The sequence below is a fragment of the Arthrobacter sp. FB24 genome (assembly GCF_000196235.1).
Classification (GTDB): domain Bacteria; phylum Actinomycetota; class Actinomycetes; order Actinomycetales; family Micrococcaceae; genus Arthrobacter.
The window spans coordinates 2,868,393-2,885,883 of the sequence record NC_008541.1 but is presented as its reverse complement, the minus strand read 5'-3'; the positions used below and the strand labels follow the sequence as shown (position 1 = coordinate 2,885,883).

The 17,491-nt window shown below is 66.1% G+C and carries 17 protein-coding genes; 9 read left to right on the top strand and 8 right to left on the bottom strand.

Going from position 1 to position 17,491, the window contains the following annotated elements:
• Positions 1–3: 3 nt before the first annotated feature.
• The gene (locus ARTH_RS13060) at positions 4–738 is read right to left on the bottom strand and encodes an IclR family transcriptional regulator (RefSeq protein WP_011692412.1); all 735 of its coding nucleotides are present in this window, start codon (positions 736–738) and stop codon (positions 4–6) included.
• Between the two features lie 214 nt (positions 739–952).
• Here ARTH_RS13060 and ARTH_RS13055 point away from each other — a divergent pair, with 214 nt between their 5' ends.
• From ARTH_RS13055 to ARTH_RS13045, 3 genes are all read left to right on the top strand, one after another.
• The gene (locus ARTH_RS13055; RefSeq protein WP_011692411.1) at positions 953–1,489 is read left to right on the top strand and encodes a flavin reductase family protein; all 537 of its coding nucleotides are present in this window, start codon (positions 953–955) and stop codon (positions 1,487–1,489) included.
• 60 nt (positions 1,490–1,549) lie between these two features.
• The gene (gene hpaB, locus ARTH_RS13050; RefSeq protein ID WP_011692410.1) at positions 1,550–3,004 is read left to right on the top strand and encodes a 4-hydroxyphenylacetate 3-monooxygenase, oxygenase component; all 1,455 of its coding nucleotides are present in this window, start codon (positions 1,550–1,552) and stop codon (positions 3,002–3,004) included.
• Positions 3,005–3,195: 191 nt separating this feature from the next.
• Positions 3,196–4,530 (top strand): MFS transporter, encoded by a 1,335-nt coding sequence (locus ARTH_RS13045; RefSeq protein ID WP_011692409.1) that lies wholly within the window; start codon positions 3,196–3,198, stop codon positions 4,528–4,530.
• An 84-nt stretch (positions 4,531–4,614) separates the two neighbouring features.
• On the opposite strand, the gene ARTH_RS13040 is transcribed toward ARTH_RS13045, so the two are convergent.
• From ARTH_RS13040 to ARTH_RS13020, 5 genes are all read right to left on the bottom strand, one after another.
• On the bottom strand, positions 4,615–5,442 hold the full coding sequence (locus ARTH_RS13040) for an alpha/beta fold hydrolase (RefSeq protein ID WP_011692408.1): 828 nt from the start codon (positions 5,440–5,442) through the stop codon (positions 4,615–4,617).
• A 4-nt stretch (positions 5,443–5,446) separates the two neighbouring features.
• The gene (locus ARTH_RS13035; RefSeq protein ID WP_011692407.1) at positions 5,447–5,776 is read right to left on the bottom strand and encodes a biotin/lipoyl-containing protein; all 330 of its coding nucleotides are present in this window, start codon (positions 5,774–5,776) and stop codon (positions 5,447–5,449) included.
• Positions 5,769–6,833: an alpha-ketoacid dehydrogenase subunit beta gene (locus tag ARTH_RS13030; protein ID WP_011692406.1), complete on the bottom strand. Its 1,065-nt coding sequence runs from the start codon at positions 6,831–6,833 to the stop codon at positions 5,769–5,771. Before ARTH_RS13030 ends, ARTH_RS13035 begins: the two co-directional genes overlap by 8 nt.
• The gene (locus ARTH_RS13025; protein WP_011692405.1) at positions 6,826–7,905 is read right to left on the bottom strand and encodes a thiamine pyrophosphate-dependent enzyme; all 1,080 of its coding nucleotides are present in this window, start codon (positions 7,903–7,905) and stop codon (positions 6,826–6,828) included. The genes ARTH_RS13030 and ARTH_RS13025 overlap by 8 nt, the downstream gene beginning before the upstream one ends.
• A 118-nt stretch (positions 7,906–8,023) precedes the next feature.
• Positions 8,024–9,409, bottom strand: a complete 1,386-nt coding sequence (locus tag ARTH_RS13020) for an amino acid permease (RefSeq protein ID WP_011692404.1) — start codon at positions 9,407–9,409, stop codon at positions 8,024–8,026.
• Between the two features lie 172 nt (positions 9,410–9,581).
• Here ARTH_RS13020 and ARTH_RS13015 point away from each other — a divergent pair, with 172 nt between their 5' ends.
• The 6 genes from ARTH_RS13015 to ARTH_RS12990 all read left to right on the top strand — a co-directional run bounded on the left by ARTH_RS13015 (position 9,582) and on the right by ARTH_RS12990 (position 16,078).
• Positions 9,582–10,052, top strand: coding sequence for an Lrp/AsnC family transcriptional regulator (locus ARTH_RS13015; RefSeq protein WP_011692403.1), 471 nt, complete (start codon positions 9,582–9,584; stop codon positions 10,050–10,052).
• 143 nt (positions 10,053–10,195) lie between these two features.
• Positions 10,196–10,906, top strand: coding sequence for an NUDIX hydrolase (locus ARTH_RS13010; RefSeq protein WP_011692402.1), 711 nt, complete (start codon positions 10,196–10,198; stop codon positions 10,904–10,906).
• Positions 10,903–12,228, top strand: coding sequence for a quinolinate synthase NadA (gene nadA / locus ARTH_RS13005; RefSeq protein WP_011692401.1), 1,326 nt, complete (start codon positions 10,903–10,905; stop codon positions 12,226–12,228). Before ARTH_RS13010 ends, nadA begins: the two co-directional genes overlap by 4 nt.
• Before the next feature lie 41 nt (positions 12,229–12,269).
• Entirely contained in the window at positions 12,270–14,000 is a 1,731-nt protein-coding gene (locus ARTH_RS13000; protein ID WP_043430804.1) for an L-aspartate oxidase, read from the top strand.
• Positions 13,997–14,926, top strand: coding sequence for a carboxylating nicotinate-nucleotide diphosphorylase (nadC, locus tag ARTH_RS12995; RefSeq protein WP_011692399.1), 930 nt, complete (start codon positions 13,997–13,999; stop codon positions 14,924–14,926). The genes ARTH_RS13000 and nadC overlap by 4 nt, the downstream gene beginning before the upstream one ends.
• 6 nt (positions 14,927–14,932) lie before the next feature.
• Positions 14,933–16,078, top strand: coding sequence for a cysteine desulfurase family protein (locus ARTH_RS12990; RefSeq protein WP_011692398.1), 1,146 nt, complete (start codon positions 14,933–14,935; stop codon positions 16,076–16,078).
• 32 nt (positions 16,079–16,110) lie between these two features.
• Here ARTH_RS12990 and ARTH_RS12985 read toward each other — a convergent pair whose 3' ends face one another.
• Both ARTH_RS12985 and ARTH_RS12980 read right to left on the bottom strand, forming a co-directional pair.
• The gene (locus tag ARTH_RS12985) at positions 16,111–16,617 is read right to left on the bottom strand and encodes a GtrA family protein (RefSeq protein ID WP_011692397.1); all 507 of its coding nucleotides are present in this window, start codon (positions 16,615–16,617) and stop codon (positions 16,111–16,113) included.
• A 35-nt stretch (positions 16,618–16,652) separates the two neighbouring features.
• A complete protein-coding gene (locus ARTH_RS12980; protein ID WP_043430800.1) occupies positions 16,653–17,483 on the bottom strand; it encodes a fumarylacetoacetate hydrolase family protein in 831 nt (276 codons plus the stop codon).
• Between the last annotated feature and the right edge of the window lie 8 nt (positions 17,484–17,491).

Below are 17,491 nucleotides of genomic sequence, written 5' to 3'. Positions count from 1 at the left end.
GCCCTAGAGCAGCTGCTTCTCGATGCGCGCGGCACTCGACGTCAGGGCCGCTGCCACTTCAGCCGGGTCCTGCGTTGAACGGATGTAGACAACGGCAACCGACGCCGGGCGGCCGCCCGGCACGTTGATGGGGACGGCCAAGGACGAAACCCCTGCAATGACTTCATCATGGCTTGCCGCGTAGCCGCGTTGACGCGCTTCGGCTGCCTCGGGCCGGTAGGGGATGTCCGGGGCCAGCACGGTCCAGTCCTGTTCCGTGAGGGCCGACTGGATGGCTATACCCGGGGCGCCGGCGCTGATCGGGTGCCGGGAACCGGGGTGCTGGACCACTGTTGCCGCCGAGTGCCTGGGCTCCACCGTTACGAGCGTGATGCAGTCCTGGTGGTCCCACACCGCCACGAAGGCCGTCATGTTCAGGGTGTTCGCAAGCTGGGTGAGCTCGGGCAGGGCCGCAGATTGCAGGTTGCGTGAAACGCCGCGGGCCAGGACCGCCAGGCCGGGCCCGGGCTGGACCTTGCCGGCGTCGTCCCGGACCAAGAGCGAATGATCCTCCAAAGTGCGCAGGATGCGGTAGGCCACGGAGCGGTGGACGCCCATCGCGTCGGCAAGTTCCGCGATCGTGAGCGGCTGCTCTGCTTCCGCCAGGATTTCCAGCGCGCGGATTCCGCGTGAAAGGGTCTGCGACGGGGAAGCCTGGGCGGTCGCGGACTGCGTGCGGGCGCCGGCGGTCTGAGTCATGGTGTCCATCCTAGGCCGGGAACAGTGGCGCTCCGCCCTGCAGGTCTTGTGTTGCAACTCACTTTGGGCTAGCGTTCCATATGGGAACTATATGTTCAACTATAGAACAAGGCAAGAATAGGGCATAGCAAGATTTGCATTGCAAGAACGGACCTTTGCAAGAAATGGCTCTCCTAGAGATCGACTACAGAGCAAACCATCCAAGGGGTCAATGATGATTGCCAAGCCCCGCCCGGGGGAGGCACCCGGAGCCGCCGCCAATACGTCGGCTCCGAGGGCCCATCATTTTCGCGGGAGCCTGGGGAGGTTCGCCACCGGCGTCGCGATCGTGACCTTCGACGGCGCTACCAAGCGGCACGGCATCACCGTCAATTCGTTCACGTCCGTCTCGATGGAGCCGCCACTGGTCCTGGTGAGCATTGCCAGGACGGCCAGGGCGCACGACGAGCTCGCTGGCCGTCCCTTTGCGGTGAACATCCTGGGCGCCGAACAGCGCTACCTGGCCACGCATTTCGCCGGCTGGCCCGGGCCGGAACCCCGGTGGGTGGAAGGTGGCACGGCGCCGCGCCTCGCCGGAGTCCTTGCGTACTTCGAGTGCAGGCCCTGGGCTGAATACGACGGCGGAGACCACACCCTATATCTCGGGGAAGTGGTGAACTTCGACTACCGCAGCGGCGACGCCCTGGCGTTCGCGAACGGCAGCTACACCACCATCCCGGAAAGCCAGCTGGGCATGGAGGACCTGCTGTAGCCCCGACGTCCCGCATTAGGTAGAAACAACTGCAGCTCAACGAAGACTGGAGAAAGAACAATGGGCATCCGCACCGGCCGCCAGTACCTGGACAAACTTAACGCCATGACGCCCCACGTGGTGATCGACGGGGAAGTCGTCAGTGAAAAAATCGCCGAGCATCCCGCCTTCCGGAATGTGGCCAGGTCCTACGCCAAGCTCTTCGACATGCAGCACGACCCCGCCCACCAGGAAGCGCTGACGTACACCTCGCCCACCACCGGCGACCTGGTGAATGCGTCCTTCCTGGTTCCCAGGACCATCGAGGACCTGCAGCGCCGGCGCAGGGCCATTTCCACCTGGGCCGAATCCTCCCACGGCTTCCTTGGCCGCTCCGGGGACTACATGAATTCCTCCCTGACCGCGCTCAGCACCGCGGAAAAGTGGTTCTCGCAGGCCGACCCCAAATTCGGCGAGAACATCCGCAGATACTACGAATGGGCGCGGGAAAATGATGTCCTGGCCACGCACACGCTCATCCCGCCCCAGGTCAACCGCTCCGTCTCGGGCTCCGAGCAGATGGGTGGACAGTTGTCGGCGCGCATCGTCGAGGAGCGGGATGACGGCATTGTGATCAGCGGCGCCCGCATGCTGGCCACGATCGCTCCCATTGCCGACGAGCTCCTGGTGTTTCCGTCCACCGTGTTGCGGGGCACTCCGGAGGATGCCCCCTATTCCTACGCGTTCGCCATCCCCAATGATGCGCCGGGCCTGCGCTACCTCTGCCGCGCTTCGCTGTACAACGGCGGCAGCACGCATGACGAACCACTTGCCTCGCGCTATGAGGAAATGGACGCGGTGGCCATCTTCGACAACGTCTTCGTGCCAAGCGAGCGGATTTTCATGCTTGGCCATCCGCAGCTCTGTAACGCCTTTTATACGGAAACCGGCGCGGGCGCCCTCATGACTCACCAGGTGGTGACCCGGACCATCGCCAAAAGCGAGTTCTTCCTTGGCCTGGCATCAGAGCTGGCAGAGTCCATCGGAATCGACGGCTTCCAGCACATCCAGGAGGACATCGCGGAACTGATCATCGACGTCGAAATCGGCAAGGCGCTGGTCCGTGCGTCGGAGGCGGACGCCGGCCTCAACGAGGCCGGCGTCATGCTGCCCAAGTGGACCACGCTGAATGCCGCCAGGAACTGGTACCCCAAAATTGCCCAGCGCTTCCCGCAGATCATCCGGAAGTTTTCGGCGTCCGGGCTGATGGCATTACCCGGTGAGGCCGATGTCAACAGCGAGGCCAGGGCGGACATCGAGATGTACCTGCAAGGTAAGACACTCACCGGCCCGGAACGTGTCCGCCTGTTCAAGCTTGCCTTTGACGCCTCCATCTCAGGCTTCTCGGGCCGGCAGTCCCTTTACGAGTACTTTTTCTTCGGTGATCCCGTCCGAATGGCCGGTGCTCTGGTCAACAGCTACGACCGCGAGCCGGTACGGGCCAGGGTCCGCGAATTCCTCAATAGGCAGGACTGACCGTCCCGCCCGCCGGGTCCTGCTGCCGCCGCCCAGAAGGCCGGAAGCAGCGGAACCCAAAAGAATTAGTGCGCTTTGTCACACATTCGAGTATCCTCATACCAACTGACCGTTCGATCGGTAATTCGCTCGGCGTCATTCCACATTCGGTAGTAGCACTTTTCGGTACTGCCCACAGCCACGGAGTTCCAATGACCGCAACTTCACACGTCGATTCAGAGGCGGGTCCCAGCAGCAAGCACGAGGAACGGAAAGTTCTCGCAGGCACGCTGGTAGGCACCACCATCGAGTGGTACGACTTCTTCATCTTCGCCCAGCTGACGGCAACGCTGCTGTCGCCGCTGTTTCTTACCCCGCTGCAGCAGTCCAACCCCGGCCTTGCGCAGATACTCTCCTTCGCGCTGATCGGCATCAGCTTCCTGTTCCGTCCGCTCGGCGCCATCATCGCCGGCCACCTCGGCGACCGTCTGGGCCGGAAGGCCATGCTGGTCTTCACGCTCGTCATGATGGGCGCAGCCACTGCCTTGATCGGCATGCTGCCCACCTACAACGACATCGGCGTCTGGGCTCCGATCCTGCTGATCCTGCTCCGCGTCATCCAGGGCTTCTCTGCCGGCGGTGAATGGGGCGGTGCTGCCCTGATGGCTGTGGAGCACGCTCCGAAGAGCAAGCGGGGCCTGTTCGGCGCCTACCCGCAGATCGGCGTTCCCGTCGGCATGATCCTGGCAACGGGCCTGCTGTACTTCCTCAACACCGGCATGTCCAAGGCAGACTTCGCCTCCTGGGGCTGGCGCGTGCCGTTCCTGCTGTCCATCGTGCTGATCGTCGTGGGCTACCTGATCCGCCGTGCGGTGGCCGAAAGCCCGGTCTTCCAGGAAATGATCGAACGCAAGGAGAAAGCCAAGGCTCCGCTCGGCCAGCTGATCAAGTTCCACAAGAAGTCCGTGCTCTACTCCACCATGATCTTCATCGGCAACAACGCAGCCGGCTACCTGCTGATCGCCTTCTTCATCTCCTACGCCACCAAGTCATTGAAGATGCCGGTCGCGGAGATCCTCCTCGCCACCACGCTCGCATCCTTCGGCTGGCTGATCTTCACCCTGGTGGGAGGCTGGCTCTCCGACAAGATCGGACGGGTCAAGACCTTCCTCATCGGCTACGGCATCGTGTTCGCCTGGATGATTCCCATGTTCGCCCTGATCGACACCAAGAACATCATGCTTTACGGCGTGGCACTCTTCGTGCTGACCGTCGGCCTGGGGCTGTCCTACGGCCCGATGTCCGCCATGTACGCCGAGATGTTCCCAGCCAACGTCCGTTACTCAGGCATCTCCATCGGCTACGCGTTCGGTGCGATTCTGGGCGGTGCGTTCGCCGCCACCATCGCGGAGACGCTCCTGCAGAGCACCAAGTGGACCGGCTCGATCGGCATCTACATCATGGTCCTCTGCGTCATTTCCGCAGCCGGTGTACTCCTTGCCGGGGAAACCAAGGGCCGCCCTCTGGGCGTCAGCAGCCACCACTAACGGCTGGCTGAACCAGGCGGCCTCGAATGTGCGACGGCGGGCGCGGACCATTACGGTCCGCGCCCGCCGTTTTTGGGCCCCGAACTAAACGCCCAGGAACTCCGTTGCTGCCTGCTTGAACGCCCTGCTGGTGATCACATTGCTGTGGTTGCGGCCCGGGATCAGTAGTTGTTCCACAAGCGCCCCTGTTTTGGCCCCCAGTTCAGCGAGCTCGGGCATGGTTGCTGCGCGGTCGTCCTTCTCCCCGGCCACGAGCAGCATGGGCATATGCGGGACGGCTTCGGCCGGATCGAAGGGCTCACCTTTGATCGCTTCCACCAGGGACAACAGCGCGAAGACATTGTTGCTGGGCAGCCCCAGGGCCATCTTCAGGAGGGCGGCCGTGGACCCGTCCGCAATGGGCGTGCCGTCGGCGAGGTAGCGCTGTGCGGCCACCAGGTCGAAGGCCGCCAGCGGGTCCGCGATGTTGGGGCCGCCAAGGACCAGCCGGTGAACGAGTTCCGGCTGGGTGGCGCCGAATTCCCAGGCGAGCCGCGACCCCAGGGAGTAGCCGATCACGTCAAGGCCGCTGGCGGGGTCGCCGTCGCGCAAAGGACGGACGCCGGCGTCGAACGCCACCTGCAGGAGATCCGCGCGGATCCTGCTGGGGCTGTAAGAGTCCATGTCTTCCGGAGCTCCGCTGCGGCCGTGGCCGGGCAGGTCCACGGTGATGACGCGGCGGCCGGCGTCCAGCAGGGCTGCCAGCCAGCCGGTGTCCTGCCAGTTGAGCTTGGTGGAGGAGGAAAATCCGTGCAGTAGCAGGACGGGGCGCAGGCCGGCATCGGTTTCCGGTTCGTGCACCTCCACATAAAGCTGGGGGTCGGTGCCCTCCACCGTGTGGTGGTGCTGCTCGCCGGTGTGCCTGCCGCTCATGGTGTCAGTCCTCATCAAGTACGGCGCTCAGGCGGACCCGGCGCTTCGGTGCCTCTTCCTTCGGGACCGTGCCCACGATACCGGCGGTGTTGTCCGGTACCTCAAACACAATCAGGGGCTCGCCGACATTGATCCTGTCACCGGGCCCGCCGTGGATACGCACCACTTTACCCGCCTGCGGACTGGGCAGTTCAACAGCTGATTTGGTGGTCTCCACCTCCACGAGCGGCTGGTTCCGCTCCACCTGGTCACCGGGTGAAACCAGCCATTCAAGCACGGTCGCCTCGATCAGGCCCTCGCCGAGATCGGGAAGCGGGAAGGAAATTTCAGCCACGGCGGTACTCCAATACTCGCTGGATCCCGAAGAGGATCCGGTCAATGTTCGGGATGTATTCATCTTCGAGGTCGCCGGAGGGGTACGGGACGTCGAAGCCGGTGATCCTTTCCACGGGGGCCTTGAGGGTGTCGAAGCAGCTTTGGGTGATCAGTTGGGCCACTTCGGCGCCGAGCCCCGAAGTCCGCGGTGCTTCATGGACGACGACGGCGCGCCGCGTCTTCCGCACTGACGCCGCCAGTGCGGCTTCGTCGATCGGTTTGAGCCAGCGCAGGTCGAGGACCTCGACGTCGATTCCGTCCTCGGCGGCGAGCTCGGCGACCTGCAGGCAGCGGGCCACCATGGCGCCCCAGGCAACGAGGGTGAGGTGGCGGCCTTCGCGCATGACCTTTGCGCCGGTGGGCGGGCCGCCGGCGGGGGAGCCGGACGGGTCTGCCGAGTCGAAGTCGACCTCGCCTTTCTGCCAATAGCGGGACTTGGGCTCCATGAAGATCACCGGGTCCGGCCGCGTGGCGGCGTACTTGAGCAGGTGGTAGGCCTCATGCGGGTTCGAAGGCGAGACCACCTTCAGGCCCGGCACGTGTGCAAAGAGCGCTTCAAGGCTTTCCCCGTGGTGCTCCGGGGCGCGGATACCGCCGAAGCTGGGCACGCGCAGGGTGATCGGCATCGGCATGGTACCGCGGCTGCGGTAGTTCATCCGGGCAATCTGGCAGACGATCTGGTTGATGGCCGGATAGGCGAAGCCGTCGAACTGGACCTCGGGAATCGGGTGGAAACCGGCCATGGCCAGGCCCACGGACATGCCCAGGATGCCTGACTCGGCCAGCGGGGTGTCAAACACCCGGCCGGGGCCATACTTCGCCTGGAGACCGTCCGTAATGCGGAACACGCCGCCCAGCCGGCCGCAGTCCTCACCGAAGACCAGTGATTTCGGGTTTCCGGCCAGCACCTCGTCCAGTGCCCGGTTCAGGGCCTGTTGCATGGAAAGCTGTTCCACTCCGCGGCGTGGAGTTCCGTCGGCCATGCCGGCCCCGCCTTCCAGGATGGCGCTAGACATGTTCGGACTCCTCGCGCCAGTTGGCGGCCTGGGCCTGCAGGGCAGGCGTGGTTTCCTGGAAGACCAGGTCGAACATTTCGGTGCCGGGGCGTGAGCCGAGCGCCTGGATCCCCGCCCGGATGTGTTCTTCTTCGGCTTTGGCGGCTGCCAAGGCTTCGGCAAAGAAGGCCTCGTCGGCGACGCCGTCGGCGAGCAGCGTCTTCCGGAACCGTTCCAGCGGATCTTCCCCGGCGTCGTCGCGCTCTTCGTTGAGCGAACGGTACCGGCCGGGGTCATCGGACGTGGAGTGCGGGCCGCGGCGGTAGGTCATTGCCTCGATGAGGACCGGGCCATGGCCGGCCCGGGCGTGCGCAAAGGCGCGCCGGGTCGCATCCACCACTGCTACGACGTCGTTCCCGTCGATCCGCAGTGCCGGGATGCCGTAGCCGGCAGCGCGGGCCGCCACCGAGCCGCCGGCCACCTGGCGTTCGGTGGGAACCGAGATGGCCCAGCCGTTGTTCTGGACAAAAAAGACCACCGGAGCCCTCATGACTGCCGCGAAATTCATGGCTTCATGGACGTCGCCCTGGGAGGATGCGCCGTCGCCGAAATACGCCATTGCCACGCCGTCCGTCTGATCCAGGGTCTGTCCGTGGGCCCAGCCCACCGCGTGGAGCACGGATCCGGCCACCACGGCCTGGATCGGTGCGAGCCGGGATTCCAGGGGGTCGTAGAGCCCGCCGTGCCAGGTGGCCTTGTGCGTGGACATGTAGGCCACCATGTCCACGCCCATGGCCCGGGCCACGCCCATTTCGCGATACGTGGGGAAGACGAAGTCGCGGGCAGTGTCCACGGCGTAGCCGCTTCCCACCTGGGCGGCCTCTTGGCCCAGTTCGGGGGCGTAGCCGGGGATGAGGCCCTGCCGCTGCCAGGCGATCGCGGAGGTGTCCAGGTGCCGGACCGCCACCATCAGCGAATACAGTTCCCGGAGCTGGCCGGCGGTCAGCGGCCCGGCCGGCTGACCGGACAGCAGGCCGGAAAGTGGTTCCGGCAGCTGGCCGGCGTCGTTGCCGGCGGAAGGCGTGCTATCCATAGCTGTGACCCTAGTCACCTACGGAATGTCGGGCAATCAGTTTATGGTTCACTAGCCAGATTGCCGAAAGCTGCCATGACGTACGCCGTCCTGCATGGCAATTTGTACAGCTGGCCCGCTACTTGCCTGCGGTGTCCTGGCGCGACGCTGCCACTTTTGCCCCGAACCAGCAGGCGGCGGCAATCCCGGCAACCAGGGCGATGGTGCTGAAGAGCTGCCGGCTGCTCTCGGCGCCGCTGAAGCCGACCGCGAAGATCAGTGCCAGCAGGACCAGTCCGAAGATCGTCAGGCCCGGGAAGCCCTTCATCCGCAGCGGAAGCTCGGTGCCGTCGCGGTCCGCCCTGCGGCGCAGGATCAGCTGGGAGATGAGGGCGGATCCCCAGACCATGAGGCAGGTTGAGCCCACCAGCTGGAAGAGCGCCGGCAGGATCTGTTCGGGAAAAAGGAGCTCCAGTACGGCGGCAAAGAAGCCAAAGGCCACGGATACGCCCACGGCAACCATCGGCACCCTGGCCTTGTTCAGCTTCGATAGGAAGCGCGGAGCCTCGCCGCGGTGGGCCAGGGAGTAGATCATCCGGGAGGAGCCGTAGAGATTGGCGTTGAGGGCGGACAGTAGCGCGATGACTGCCACGAGGGTGATGGCCGTGCCCGCACCCGGGATGCGTGCGGCGTCGAGAACGCCGGCGAACGGTGACGACAGGGATTCGGAAGTCGCAGGCAGGACGGCGGCAATGACGAAGACAGAGCCGACGTAGAACACAAGGATTCGCCAAAGCACCGTGCGGATGGCCAGGCCCACGCTGTGGCGCGGGTTCTCGGTCTCAGCGGCAGCCACGCTCACGATCTCAGTGCCGCCGAAGGCGAAGATGACCACAAAGAGCGCCGTGGCAATTCCACCGAGGCCTGCCGGCGCAAAGTCGCCGGTGATGTTGCCCAGGCCCGGGCTTGGTGCGTCGGGCAGCAGGCCCAGGAGAAGGGCTGTTCCGATGCCAAGGAACATCAGGATTGCCGCCACCTTGAGGATTGCGAACCAGAACTCGAATTCGCCAAAGTTGTTCACGCCGGCCAGGTTGATGGCGGTAAAGAGGGCCATGAAGACCAGGGACAGCGCCCAGACGGGAACCACGGGCCACACCGTGAACAGCAGGCCGGCTGCGCCAAGTGCCTCGGCAGCAATGACCACCACCAGCTGCAGCCACCACAGCCAGCCCACGGTTGCTCCTGCCGTGCGGCCCATGGCCTTCTCCGCATAGACGGAGAACGCGCCGCTGCTCGGGTTGGCTGCAGCCATCTCGCCCAGGGCCCACATGACCAGGATGATCAGTGTGCCGGCCACGAGGTAGGAGATCAGAACGGCCGGTCCTGCCGCCTGGACGCCCGCCCCCGAGCCCAGGAACAGTCCGGCTCCGATAGCGCTTCCCAGCCCCATCATGGTGAGCTGGCGGGGTTTCATGCTGTGGCCGAGCGAGGTGGATGGGCGCTCTGCGGTGGACTTCATCGTCATGCTTGCGAACCTTCTTGTGGTCGGTGGTCTGGTCCTTTTGGGACATATTGAATTTACCGCCCCGGGCGGGACACTTCGCACGCCGTTCGTGAGAGCATGGGGGCAGTTTGCGGGAAAAGCGCCTTTTTTCCGGCGATTTGTGAGCTGTTCGGCCAGGTTGAAAGGAAAATCGATGAACGTGGACGCGCTGGATGCCAAAATTGTCCGATTCTTCACGGATTCACCCAGGGCATCGGTGCTCGAAGCCTCGCGGGTCCTGAAGATTGCCCGCGCCACGGTCCAGTCCCGGTTGGATCGGATGACCGCCGGCGGGGTTATCGGTTCCTGGGTACCCCAGCCGGACCCGTCCCGCTTCGGCTACCCCGTGGTGGCGTTCTGTTCGCTCACCATCAACCAGGACCTGGGCCATGACGCGGTGGTCGAAGCGCTGGCCCGCATTCCCGAACTTACGGAAATCCACACCGTTTCCGGCAGTTCGGACCTGATGGCACGGATCGTGGCTCGGTCCAACCCTGACCTGCAGCGGGTTCTGGACGCCATGATCGCCACCAAGACGGTGTTGCGGTCCTCGTCCGTGATTGTGCTGAACACCCACTTCCAGGGCCGAACCCTGCCGTTGCTCGAGGCCGCTGCCGCAATGTGACCTGAAGCATTTTGCCTGGGAGCCCGGCAGTCGTACCATTAGTTCTAGTCATGTTGACTATAACTAGCCGAAGCGCCCCGGAAGGGGACGCCGGTCGAAGCCCAGAAGCGCCGCCAGGCGCGAGGAAAGCGGGGTGAACCGCTGTGTATACGAGCTCTGCCAACGTTGCCGAGCGGCAATCGGCGCCGCCGTCGCTCGCTATTTCCACGGTGATCTTCGCCCTCCGTCCCAGCGAGACGTCCGGACGTCCCACGCTGTGGCTCCCGCTGGTGCGCCGCATTCGTGAGCCGTTCAAGGACCTATGGGCGCTGCCCGGAGGTCCGCTGACCCACGCCGAATCCCTCCAGGATGCGGCGTCCCGGAACCTGCGGGAAACCACGGGGCTTGCCCCCAATTACCTGGAGCAGCTCTACGCCTTCGGCGGCCTCCACCGCTCTCCGACCCAGCGCGTGGTGTCCATCGTGTACTGGGCGCTGGTCCAGCCCACGGAAGCCGCGCTCGCCGACGAGTCCGAAAACGTCCGGTGGTTCCGCGCGGACCGCCTGGGAGACCTGGCCTTCGACCACAACGCGATCGTGGACTACGCCCTCGGGCGCCTGCGGAACAAGCTGGCCTATGGTTCGGTTGCCTACCACCTGCTGGGGGAGTACTTCACCCTGGCCCAGGTCCGGGAGGTCTACGAAGCCGTCCTTGACCGTGAGCTGGACCCGGCAAACTTCCGCCGCCAGCTCAAGTCCACGCCGGAAATCGAAGAAACCGGCGAATACCTGCAGGGCGGAAAACACCGACCTCCCCGCCTCTACCGCTTTACCGGCCGCCCCGGCCTTGACCCAGATAACAGGAGCACACCATGAGCAGCGTCAACACGGCAATCCAGTTGATCACTCGCGAACAGGCCGAACAGCGGGCCGCAGGCATTGCGGCAGGAACCGCCACGGCCGCCGCCACCTGCAGCCCCGCACTGGCCCGCGGGCCGTGGGACTACGATCTCGCCGAAGCCCTCGCCGGTGTGCCCGCCTACGGTCCGGGCGCCTCAAGCGCCGACGTCGCCCCCGCCGCCACGCCGCGCCAGGGCCAGTTGCCGGAGGAATACAAGAAGGCCAGCGACGCCGAACTGGACGCCCGTATCCGGGCGGCCAAAGCTGCCCTCGGGGACAAGGCCGTCATCCTGGGGCACTTCTACCAGCGGGACGAGGTCATTGAATACGCCGACTTCGTGGGCGACTCCTTCCAGCTGGCCAACGCCGCGCTCACCAGGCCCGACGCCGAGGCCATCATCTTCTGCGGAGTCCACTTCATGGCCGAGACCGCGGACATCCTGTCCAAGCCGGACCAGGCGGTCATCCTGCCGAACCTCGCCGCGGGCTGCTCCATGGCGGACATGGCGGACATCGATTCCGTCACCGAGTGCTGGGAGCAGCTTGAGGAACTCTTCGGCACCGAGCCTGACGCCGACGGCCGGGTTCCGGTCATCCCGGTCACCTACATGAACTCCTCCGCCGCCCTCAAGGGCTTCTGTGGCGAGAACGGCGGCATCGTCTGCACGTCCTCCAATGCCGCCACGGTTCTCGAATGGGCCTTCCAGCGCGGCCAGCGGGTCCTCTTCTTCCCGGACCAGCACCTGGGCCGCAACACCGCCAAGGCCATGGGCGTGCCGATGGAGCAGATGCCCATGTGGAATCCGCGCAAGGACCTCGGAGGCAATGACGAACAGACCCTGCTCGATTCCCGCGTGATTCTCTGGCACGGCTTTTGCTCGGTGCACAAACGCTTCAACGTAGGGCAGATCGAGAAGGCCCGCGTCGAATTCCCGGGCGTCAACGTGATCGTGCACCCAGAGTGCCCCATGGAAGTTGTGGACGCCGCCGATTCCGCCGGTTCCACCGACTTCATCAGGAAGGCCATCGCGGCAGCCACGGAACCGACCACGTTTGCCATCGGCACCGAGATCAACATGGTCAACCGGCTCGCCGCGGAGTACCCCCAGCACACCATCTTCTGCCTGGACCCCGTGATTTGCCCGTGTTCCACCATGTACCGGATCCACCCGGGCTACCTCGCGTGGGTGCTGGAGGCGCTGGTCAACGGTGAAACCCTGAACCGCATCACCGTGGATGACGACGTCGCCGCCCCGGCGCGCGTGGCCCTTGAGCGGATGCTGGCGGCGCGGCCGTGACCACGGCCCGTGCGGCGGGCAACGGCACGCTCGAAGTTGTGATGCAGCGCCGCCGCCTCGTGGTGGTGGGCAGCGGAATTGCCGGGCTCTACGCAGCGCTGCTGGCGGCCGACGCCGAGGGTGGCTCTGCGGCGGACGTGGTCCTGCTGAGCAAGGGGCAGTTGGAGCACAGCAACACGTTCTACGCGCAGGGTGGAGTGTCGGCCGTGCTGGAGCCCGGCGAAGCCGCCCCCGGCGACACTGTGGATGCGCATGTCGCCGACACGCTGGCGGCCGGTGCGGGCCTGAATAACCTCGAAGCCGTGCGGATCCTCTGCACGGAAGCAGTGCGGGACATTGCCGGGCTGCGCCGATACGGAGTCACTTTCGACGCCGACGCGCAGGGGGACACCGCACTGGGGCTCGAGGCCGCCCACTCCGCGCCACGCATCCTGCATGCCGGCGGCGACGCCACCGGCGCCCGCATTGCCCGCGGCCTGATCGCCGCCGTCCTGGAACGTGCAGTGTCCGGCCGGCTCCGTCTGGAAACAGGGGCTTTCGTCACGGAACTGACGACGACGGACGGCCGGGTGACCGGCGTGAACTACCTGCAGAACGGCGAACTCAAGAGCCTGAGGGCGGCGGGCGTGCTGCTCGCCACCGGCGGCGCGGGCAGGATCTTCGCACGCACCAGCAACCCTTCGGTTGCCACGGCGGACGGGCTGGCGCTTGCCTGGCGTGCCGGCGCCGCCGTGGACCACCTCGAATTCTTCCAGTTCCACCCCACCACCATGGCGATGCCGGAGACAGCAGGGGGCCCGCCGCCCCTGCTGGTGTCTGAAGCAGTCCGCGGCGAAGGCGCGGTGCTGCTGGATGCCAACGGCCACCGTTTCATGCCGGACTATCATCCCGACGCGGAACTCGCGCCGCGCGACGTCGTCTCCCGCAGCATCGCGCTGCATCTGGTCCGGAGCGGCGCACCGGCGGACAGCCCGGTGTTCCTCGACGCCCGGGGCATTGAAGCGGCCAGGGGTTCCGGTTTCCTGGCACGGCGGTTCCCCACGATCTCCGCCGCCACGGCAGCAGCAGGCTACGACTGGACCGCTGAACCGCTGCCGGTGTCTCCGGCCGCCCATTACTGGATGGGCGGAGTGGTAACCGACGTGGACGGGCGGACCACTGTCCCGGGACTCTACGCAGCGGGCGAGGTGGCCTGCACCGGCGCCCAGGGCGCCAACAGGCTCGCCAGCAATTCTCTGCTCGAAGGGCTTGTCTTCGGGCGGCGTGCTGTGGAGTCCTTCCTTGGCGGGGAACCGTCGAGTGACTGGCCTGCGGCGTCGTGCGACGCTGTTCCTCCGCGTGCTGTCTCGGCCGCTGGCGGCCTCCCCTTGACGCACGCTGCCGGAACACCCTCGAACGACGGCGGGCACGCAGCCTTGGGTGCCGCTCCGAAAATTTCACCGGCTGCGCCCGAAGGTGTTGTGATGACTGCGCCTGATCCCGGGCCGTTTTCCCGGGACGCTCTGGGGCGGCTGATGACTAGTGCTGCCGGGGTGCTGCGCACGGGTCCTGAACTCGATGCCGCGGCCGCGCAGCTTGCCCGGTGGGCGGACTCCGCCGGCGGCCCGGAAGGAAACGATCCCCGCGGGCATGAGGACCGCAACCTGCTGCTGGCCGCCCGGCTACTCGTGGAGGCCGCCCGGAACCGGACTGCCTCCGTGGGCGCCCACTACCGGGCGGATACGGACCATGCCCCAGCCCATACCCATTCCATGCAAAGGATTTCCTCATGACCGCCACTGCCCAGGAAACGACAGCCCCCGAATCGACTGCCCCGACGGGCGTTGAACTGACCGGCAGCCTTCCCGAAACCGCTGTGCAGGAAGTGCTGCGCGCTGCGCTCGCCGAGGACGCCCCCTACGGCGACATCACCTCGCAGGTCCTCATCCCGGCGGAGGCACGCGCGACGGCGGTGCTGAACGCCCGGGTGCCGGGAGTCCTGAGCGGAGGAGCCGTGTTCGCCGCGGCCATGAAGCTCACGGACCCGGACGCCGTCGTCGAGCTGCTGGTAGCGGACGGCGAACGGTTCGGCGCGGGCGCGACGCTGGCGAGGGTTACCGGCAACGCCCGGGCGGTGCTCCTGGCGGAGCGCGTGGCACTGAACCTCGTCCAGCGGCTGAGTGCGATCGCTACCAGGACGGCCGAATTCGTGGACCTCGTCCAGGGAACCAAAGCCCGGATCACCGACACGCGGAAGACGACGCCGGGCCTGCGTGTGCTGGAGCGCTATGCCGTTCGCTGCGGCGGCGGCGCCAACCACCGCTTCAGCCTGTCCGACGCCGTGCTGGCCAAGGACAACCACCTGGCGGTCATCACCGGAGGGGACCCGGCGAAACTCACGGCTGTGCTCAAGGCAGCCAGGGCCCGGCTCGGCCACACCACCCACTTCGAGGTTGAAGTGGACCGGATGGAGCAGGTGGAACCTGTTCTCGCCGCCGGAGTGGACACCATCATGCTGGATAACTTCACGCTCGAGGAACTGGCTGCCGGCGTGGCCCTGGTGGACGGGCGGGCACGGGTGGAAGCCAGCGGCAACGTCAGCCTCGGGACCGTGGCAGCGATCGCTGCCACGGGTGTGGACGTCATTTCCATCGGCGGCCTCACCCACAGCGTCATCGCCCTTGACCTGGGCCTGGACGTTGAACTGACGGTGGGCTGAACGGCAATGATCTTCCTGGACGCAGCGGCCACCACGCCGGTCCGCCGCGAAGTACTGGAAGCCATGTGGCCCTACCTCACCGGCGAATTCGGCAACCCGTCGAGCCACCACACGCTCGGCGAGTCCGCCGCCGCGGCCCTCGCAGCTGCCCGCACAGCCACCTCCAGGGCGCTGAACTGCCGTCCGGCCGAGATCACGTTCACGTCCGGCGGCACCGAGGCGGACAACCTCGCCGTGAAGGGCATCGCCCTGGCACGGCAGGCTGCAGACCCGGCCCTCAGCCGCGTGGTGATCAGCGCCGTCGAACATCCCGCGGTGGAGGAATCTGCGCGCTATCTCGAACGCTTCCACGGGTTCACCGTTGATATCGTCCCGGTGGACGGCTTCGGGCAGGTGACGCAGGACGCCCTGGCGGCTGTCCTGCGCCCGGAAACCGCGCTGGTCAGCGTCATGTACGCCAACAATGAGGTGGGCACCGTCCAGCCCATCGGGCAGCTGGCCGGCCTGGCCCGGGAACTGGGGATTCCGTTCCACACCGATGCCGTCCAGGCTGCGGGCTGGCTGCCGCTGGACACGAAGATGCTGGGCGTGGACGCCATGAGCATTTCCGGGCACAAACTCGGGGCGCCGAAAGGGAACGGGGCCCTGTTCGTGCGGAGCCGCACCCGCGTTGAGCCCCTGCTCCACGGCGGCGGGCAGGAACGCGGCCGCCGCTCAGGGACAGAGAATGTTGCCGGCGCCGTGGCCTTGGGCACCGCACTGTCGTTGGTCCACCCCGATCCGGAGCAGGTGGCCGCGCTGCGGGACGCATTCATCCGTGAGGTCCTTGCCGGCGTTCCGGGCGCGCAGCTGACCGGCCACCCGCTGGAGCGGCTGCCGTCGGTGGCTTCGTTTTGCTTCCCTGGAACCAGCGGCGAATCAGTGCTTCTTGAACTGGAACGGCAAGGCGTGGTGTGCTCCAGCGGATCGGCTTGCGCCGCTGGGTCCGACGCCGCCTCGCCGGTGCTCCTGGCCATGGGCATTCCGTCCGAAGTCGCCCAGACCGCTGTCCGGTTCAGCTTTGATGCCGCAGTGACGGCGGCGGAACTGCACGAAGCCGCAACAGCCGTCAGGAACGCCGTGGGCAGTGTGCTGACGCTCGGTATCCGCTAGGCGCGCGACACCGCGCCGTCAGGGATGCCGCGTCAGCGGTGCCGTGCGCGGCGGAAGATCCAGTGCCTCAGGAGCGCGAAGCGTACGGCGGTCGCCAGGAACCCGGACAGTGTGGTGGTCCATAGCTCATCCGACATGGTGGCATCCGGGTTGAGCCAGTGCAGCACGCCGAGGCTGCCGCCGGTGATCACCAGCGCAATGACGATGACCACCAGACCGCTTAGGTGATCCCTGCCCATCTTCCCGGGCCCGGCGATCTTGAACGTGAGCCGCCGGTTCAGGGCCGTGTTCATCACCGAGGTAATGATCAGCGCTGCAGCATTGGCCAGCTGGGACCCCAGCCAGGGCCGGAGCAGGGCGTACAGGGCAAGTGAGGTCAATGTGCACACGATGCCCACGCCGGTGAACCGGAGGAGCTGCCGGACGGCGGGAAAGCGAAGCATGCCACGGTAGTGCTTCGTCGCCGGAGGGCGCCGTGCGGCAGTGGCGGAACCGGACTGTTGCGTCAGCGGGACGGCGGGCGCAGCAGGTGATTCCATCGCTCAAGCCTGCCACACGACGCCGGCATATTCCGTCAGGCGGCGTCGCTGACCGGGTTCGTCAGTTCGCCGATTCCCTGTACGCGGCAGGTCACGGTGTCCCCGGGGTGCAGCCGCGCGCTTTCGGCAGGAAATCCCGTGAGGACCAGATCTCCGGGGTGGAGCGTCATGAAGGACGTCAGGTAGACCAGGATTTCGTCAACCTTCCAGCCGAGGTCCGCCGAGCTGGCAGCCCGGAGTTCACTGCCGTTATGCACGATGCCGATCGAAAGTGCGGCAGTATCCAGGCCCGTCACGATCCACGGTCCCGCCGGCGTGAACGTGTCCTGGCTCTTCGCGCTGATCCACAGCTCGTCGGATTTCTGCAGCTCCCTGGCCGTGACGTCGTTGCCGATGGTGAAACCGAGGACGGCCCCCCGCGCATTCTCCAGCGTCAGCCCTCGGGCCTTGCGCCCGATCACGATGGTCAATTCGGCTTCCGGGTCCACGTGCCCCACTCCCGGCGCGAGTTCTATGGCGTCGCCCGGTCCCACCACGCTGGTGGCTGCTTTGTGGAAGGCCTGGGGAGGAAGGTCCCGGCCGGCCTGTCCCGTGTTGTGGGCCATGCCCAGGACATTGGCTGGAACGCTGGGTGCGAGGAAGATGAATGAGTCCTCGTGGACAGTGGAGCCCTGCTGCCAGCCTGCCCGCGGAGCGGCTCCGGCGTTCGCCAGGGAGCCGGGGAAGGGACTGTCGATGACCGTCCAGAGCTTTCCCGTGTCGCTGCCAAAGTCGTGGGCGTCATTGGCCACGAAGAACTGTTCAAGCTCGGAGGCGGGGGAGTGCGGACGGACCCGGGCAATTCGGCGCGGTTGGATGGCGGTCATCATGACAT

What these genes read in the sequence shown, in the direction of transcription:
- ARTH_RS13060 (WP_011692412.1), bottom strand. Translation starts at nt 738, where the DNA reads ATGACTCAGACCGCCGGCGCCCGCACGCAGTCCGCGACCGCCCAGGCT.
- ARTH_RS13055 (WP_011692411.1), top strand. Translation starts at nt 953, where the DNA reads ATGATTGCCAAGCCCCGCCCGGGGGAGGCACCCGGAGCCGCCGCCAAT.
- hpaB (WP_011692410.1), top strand. Translation starts at nt 1,550, where the DNA reads ATGGGCATCCGCACCGGCCGCCAGTACCTGGACAAACTTAACGCCATG.
- ARTH_RS13045 (WP_011692409.1), top strand. Translation starts at nt 3,196, where the DNA reads ATGACCGCAACTTCACACGTCGATTCAGAGGCGGGTCCCAGCAGCAAG.
- ARTH_RS13040 (WP_011692408.1), bottom strand. Translation starts at nt 5,442, where the DNA reads ATGAGCGGCAGGCACACCGGCGAGCAGCACCACCACACGGTGGAGGGC.
- ARTH_RS13030 (WP_011692406.1), bottom strand. Translation starts at nt 6,833, where the DNA reads ATGTCTAGCGCCATCCTGGAAGGCGGGGCCGGCATGGCCGACGGAACT.
- ARTH_RS13025 (WP_011692405.1), bottom strand. Translation starts at nt 7,905, where the DNA reads ATGGATAGCACGCCTTCCGCCGGCAACGACGCCGGCCAGCTGCCGGAA.
- ARTH_RS13020 (WP_011692404.1), bottom strand. Translation starts at nt 9,409, where the DNA reads ATGACGATGAAGTCCACCGCAGAGCGCCCATCCACCTCGCTCGGCCAC.
- ARTH_RS13015 (WP_011692403.1), top strand. Translation starts at nt 9,582, where the DNA reads ATGAACGTGGACGCGCTGGATGCCAAAATTGTCCGATTCTTCACGGAT.
- nadA (WP_011692401.1), top strand. Translation starts at nt 10,903, where the DNA reads ATGAGCAGCGTCAACACGGCAATCCAGTTGATCACTCGCGAACAGGCC.
- ARTH_RS13000 (WP_043430804.1), top strand. Translation starts at nt 12,270, where the DNA reads ATGCAGCGCCGCCGCCTCGTGGTGGTGGGCAGCGGAATTGCCGGGCTC.
- nadC (WP_011692399.1), top strand. Translation starts at nt 13,997, where the DNA reads ATGACCGCCACTGCCCAGGAAACGACAGCCCCCGAATCGACTGCCCCG.
- ARTH_RS12990 (WP_011692398.1), top strand. Translation starts at nt 14,933, where the DNA reads ATGATCTTCCTGGACGCAGCGGCCACCACGCCGGTCCGCCGCGAAGTA.
- ARTH_RS12985 (WP_011692397.1), bottom strand. Translation starts at nt 16,617, where the DNA reads ATGGAATCACCTGCTGCGCCCGCCGTCCCGCTGACGCAACAGTCCGGT.
- ARTH_RS12980 (WP_043430800.1), bottom strand. Translation starts at nt 17,483, where the DNA reads ATGACCGCCATCCAACCGCGCCGAATTGCCCGGGTCCGTCCGCACTCC.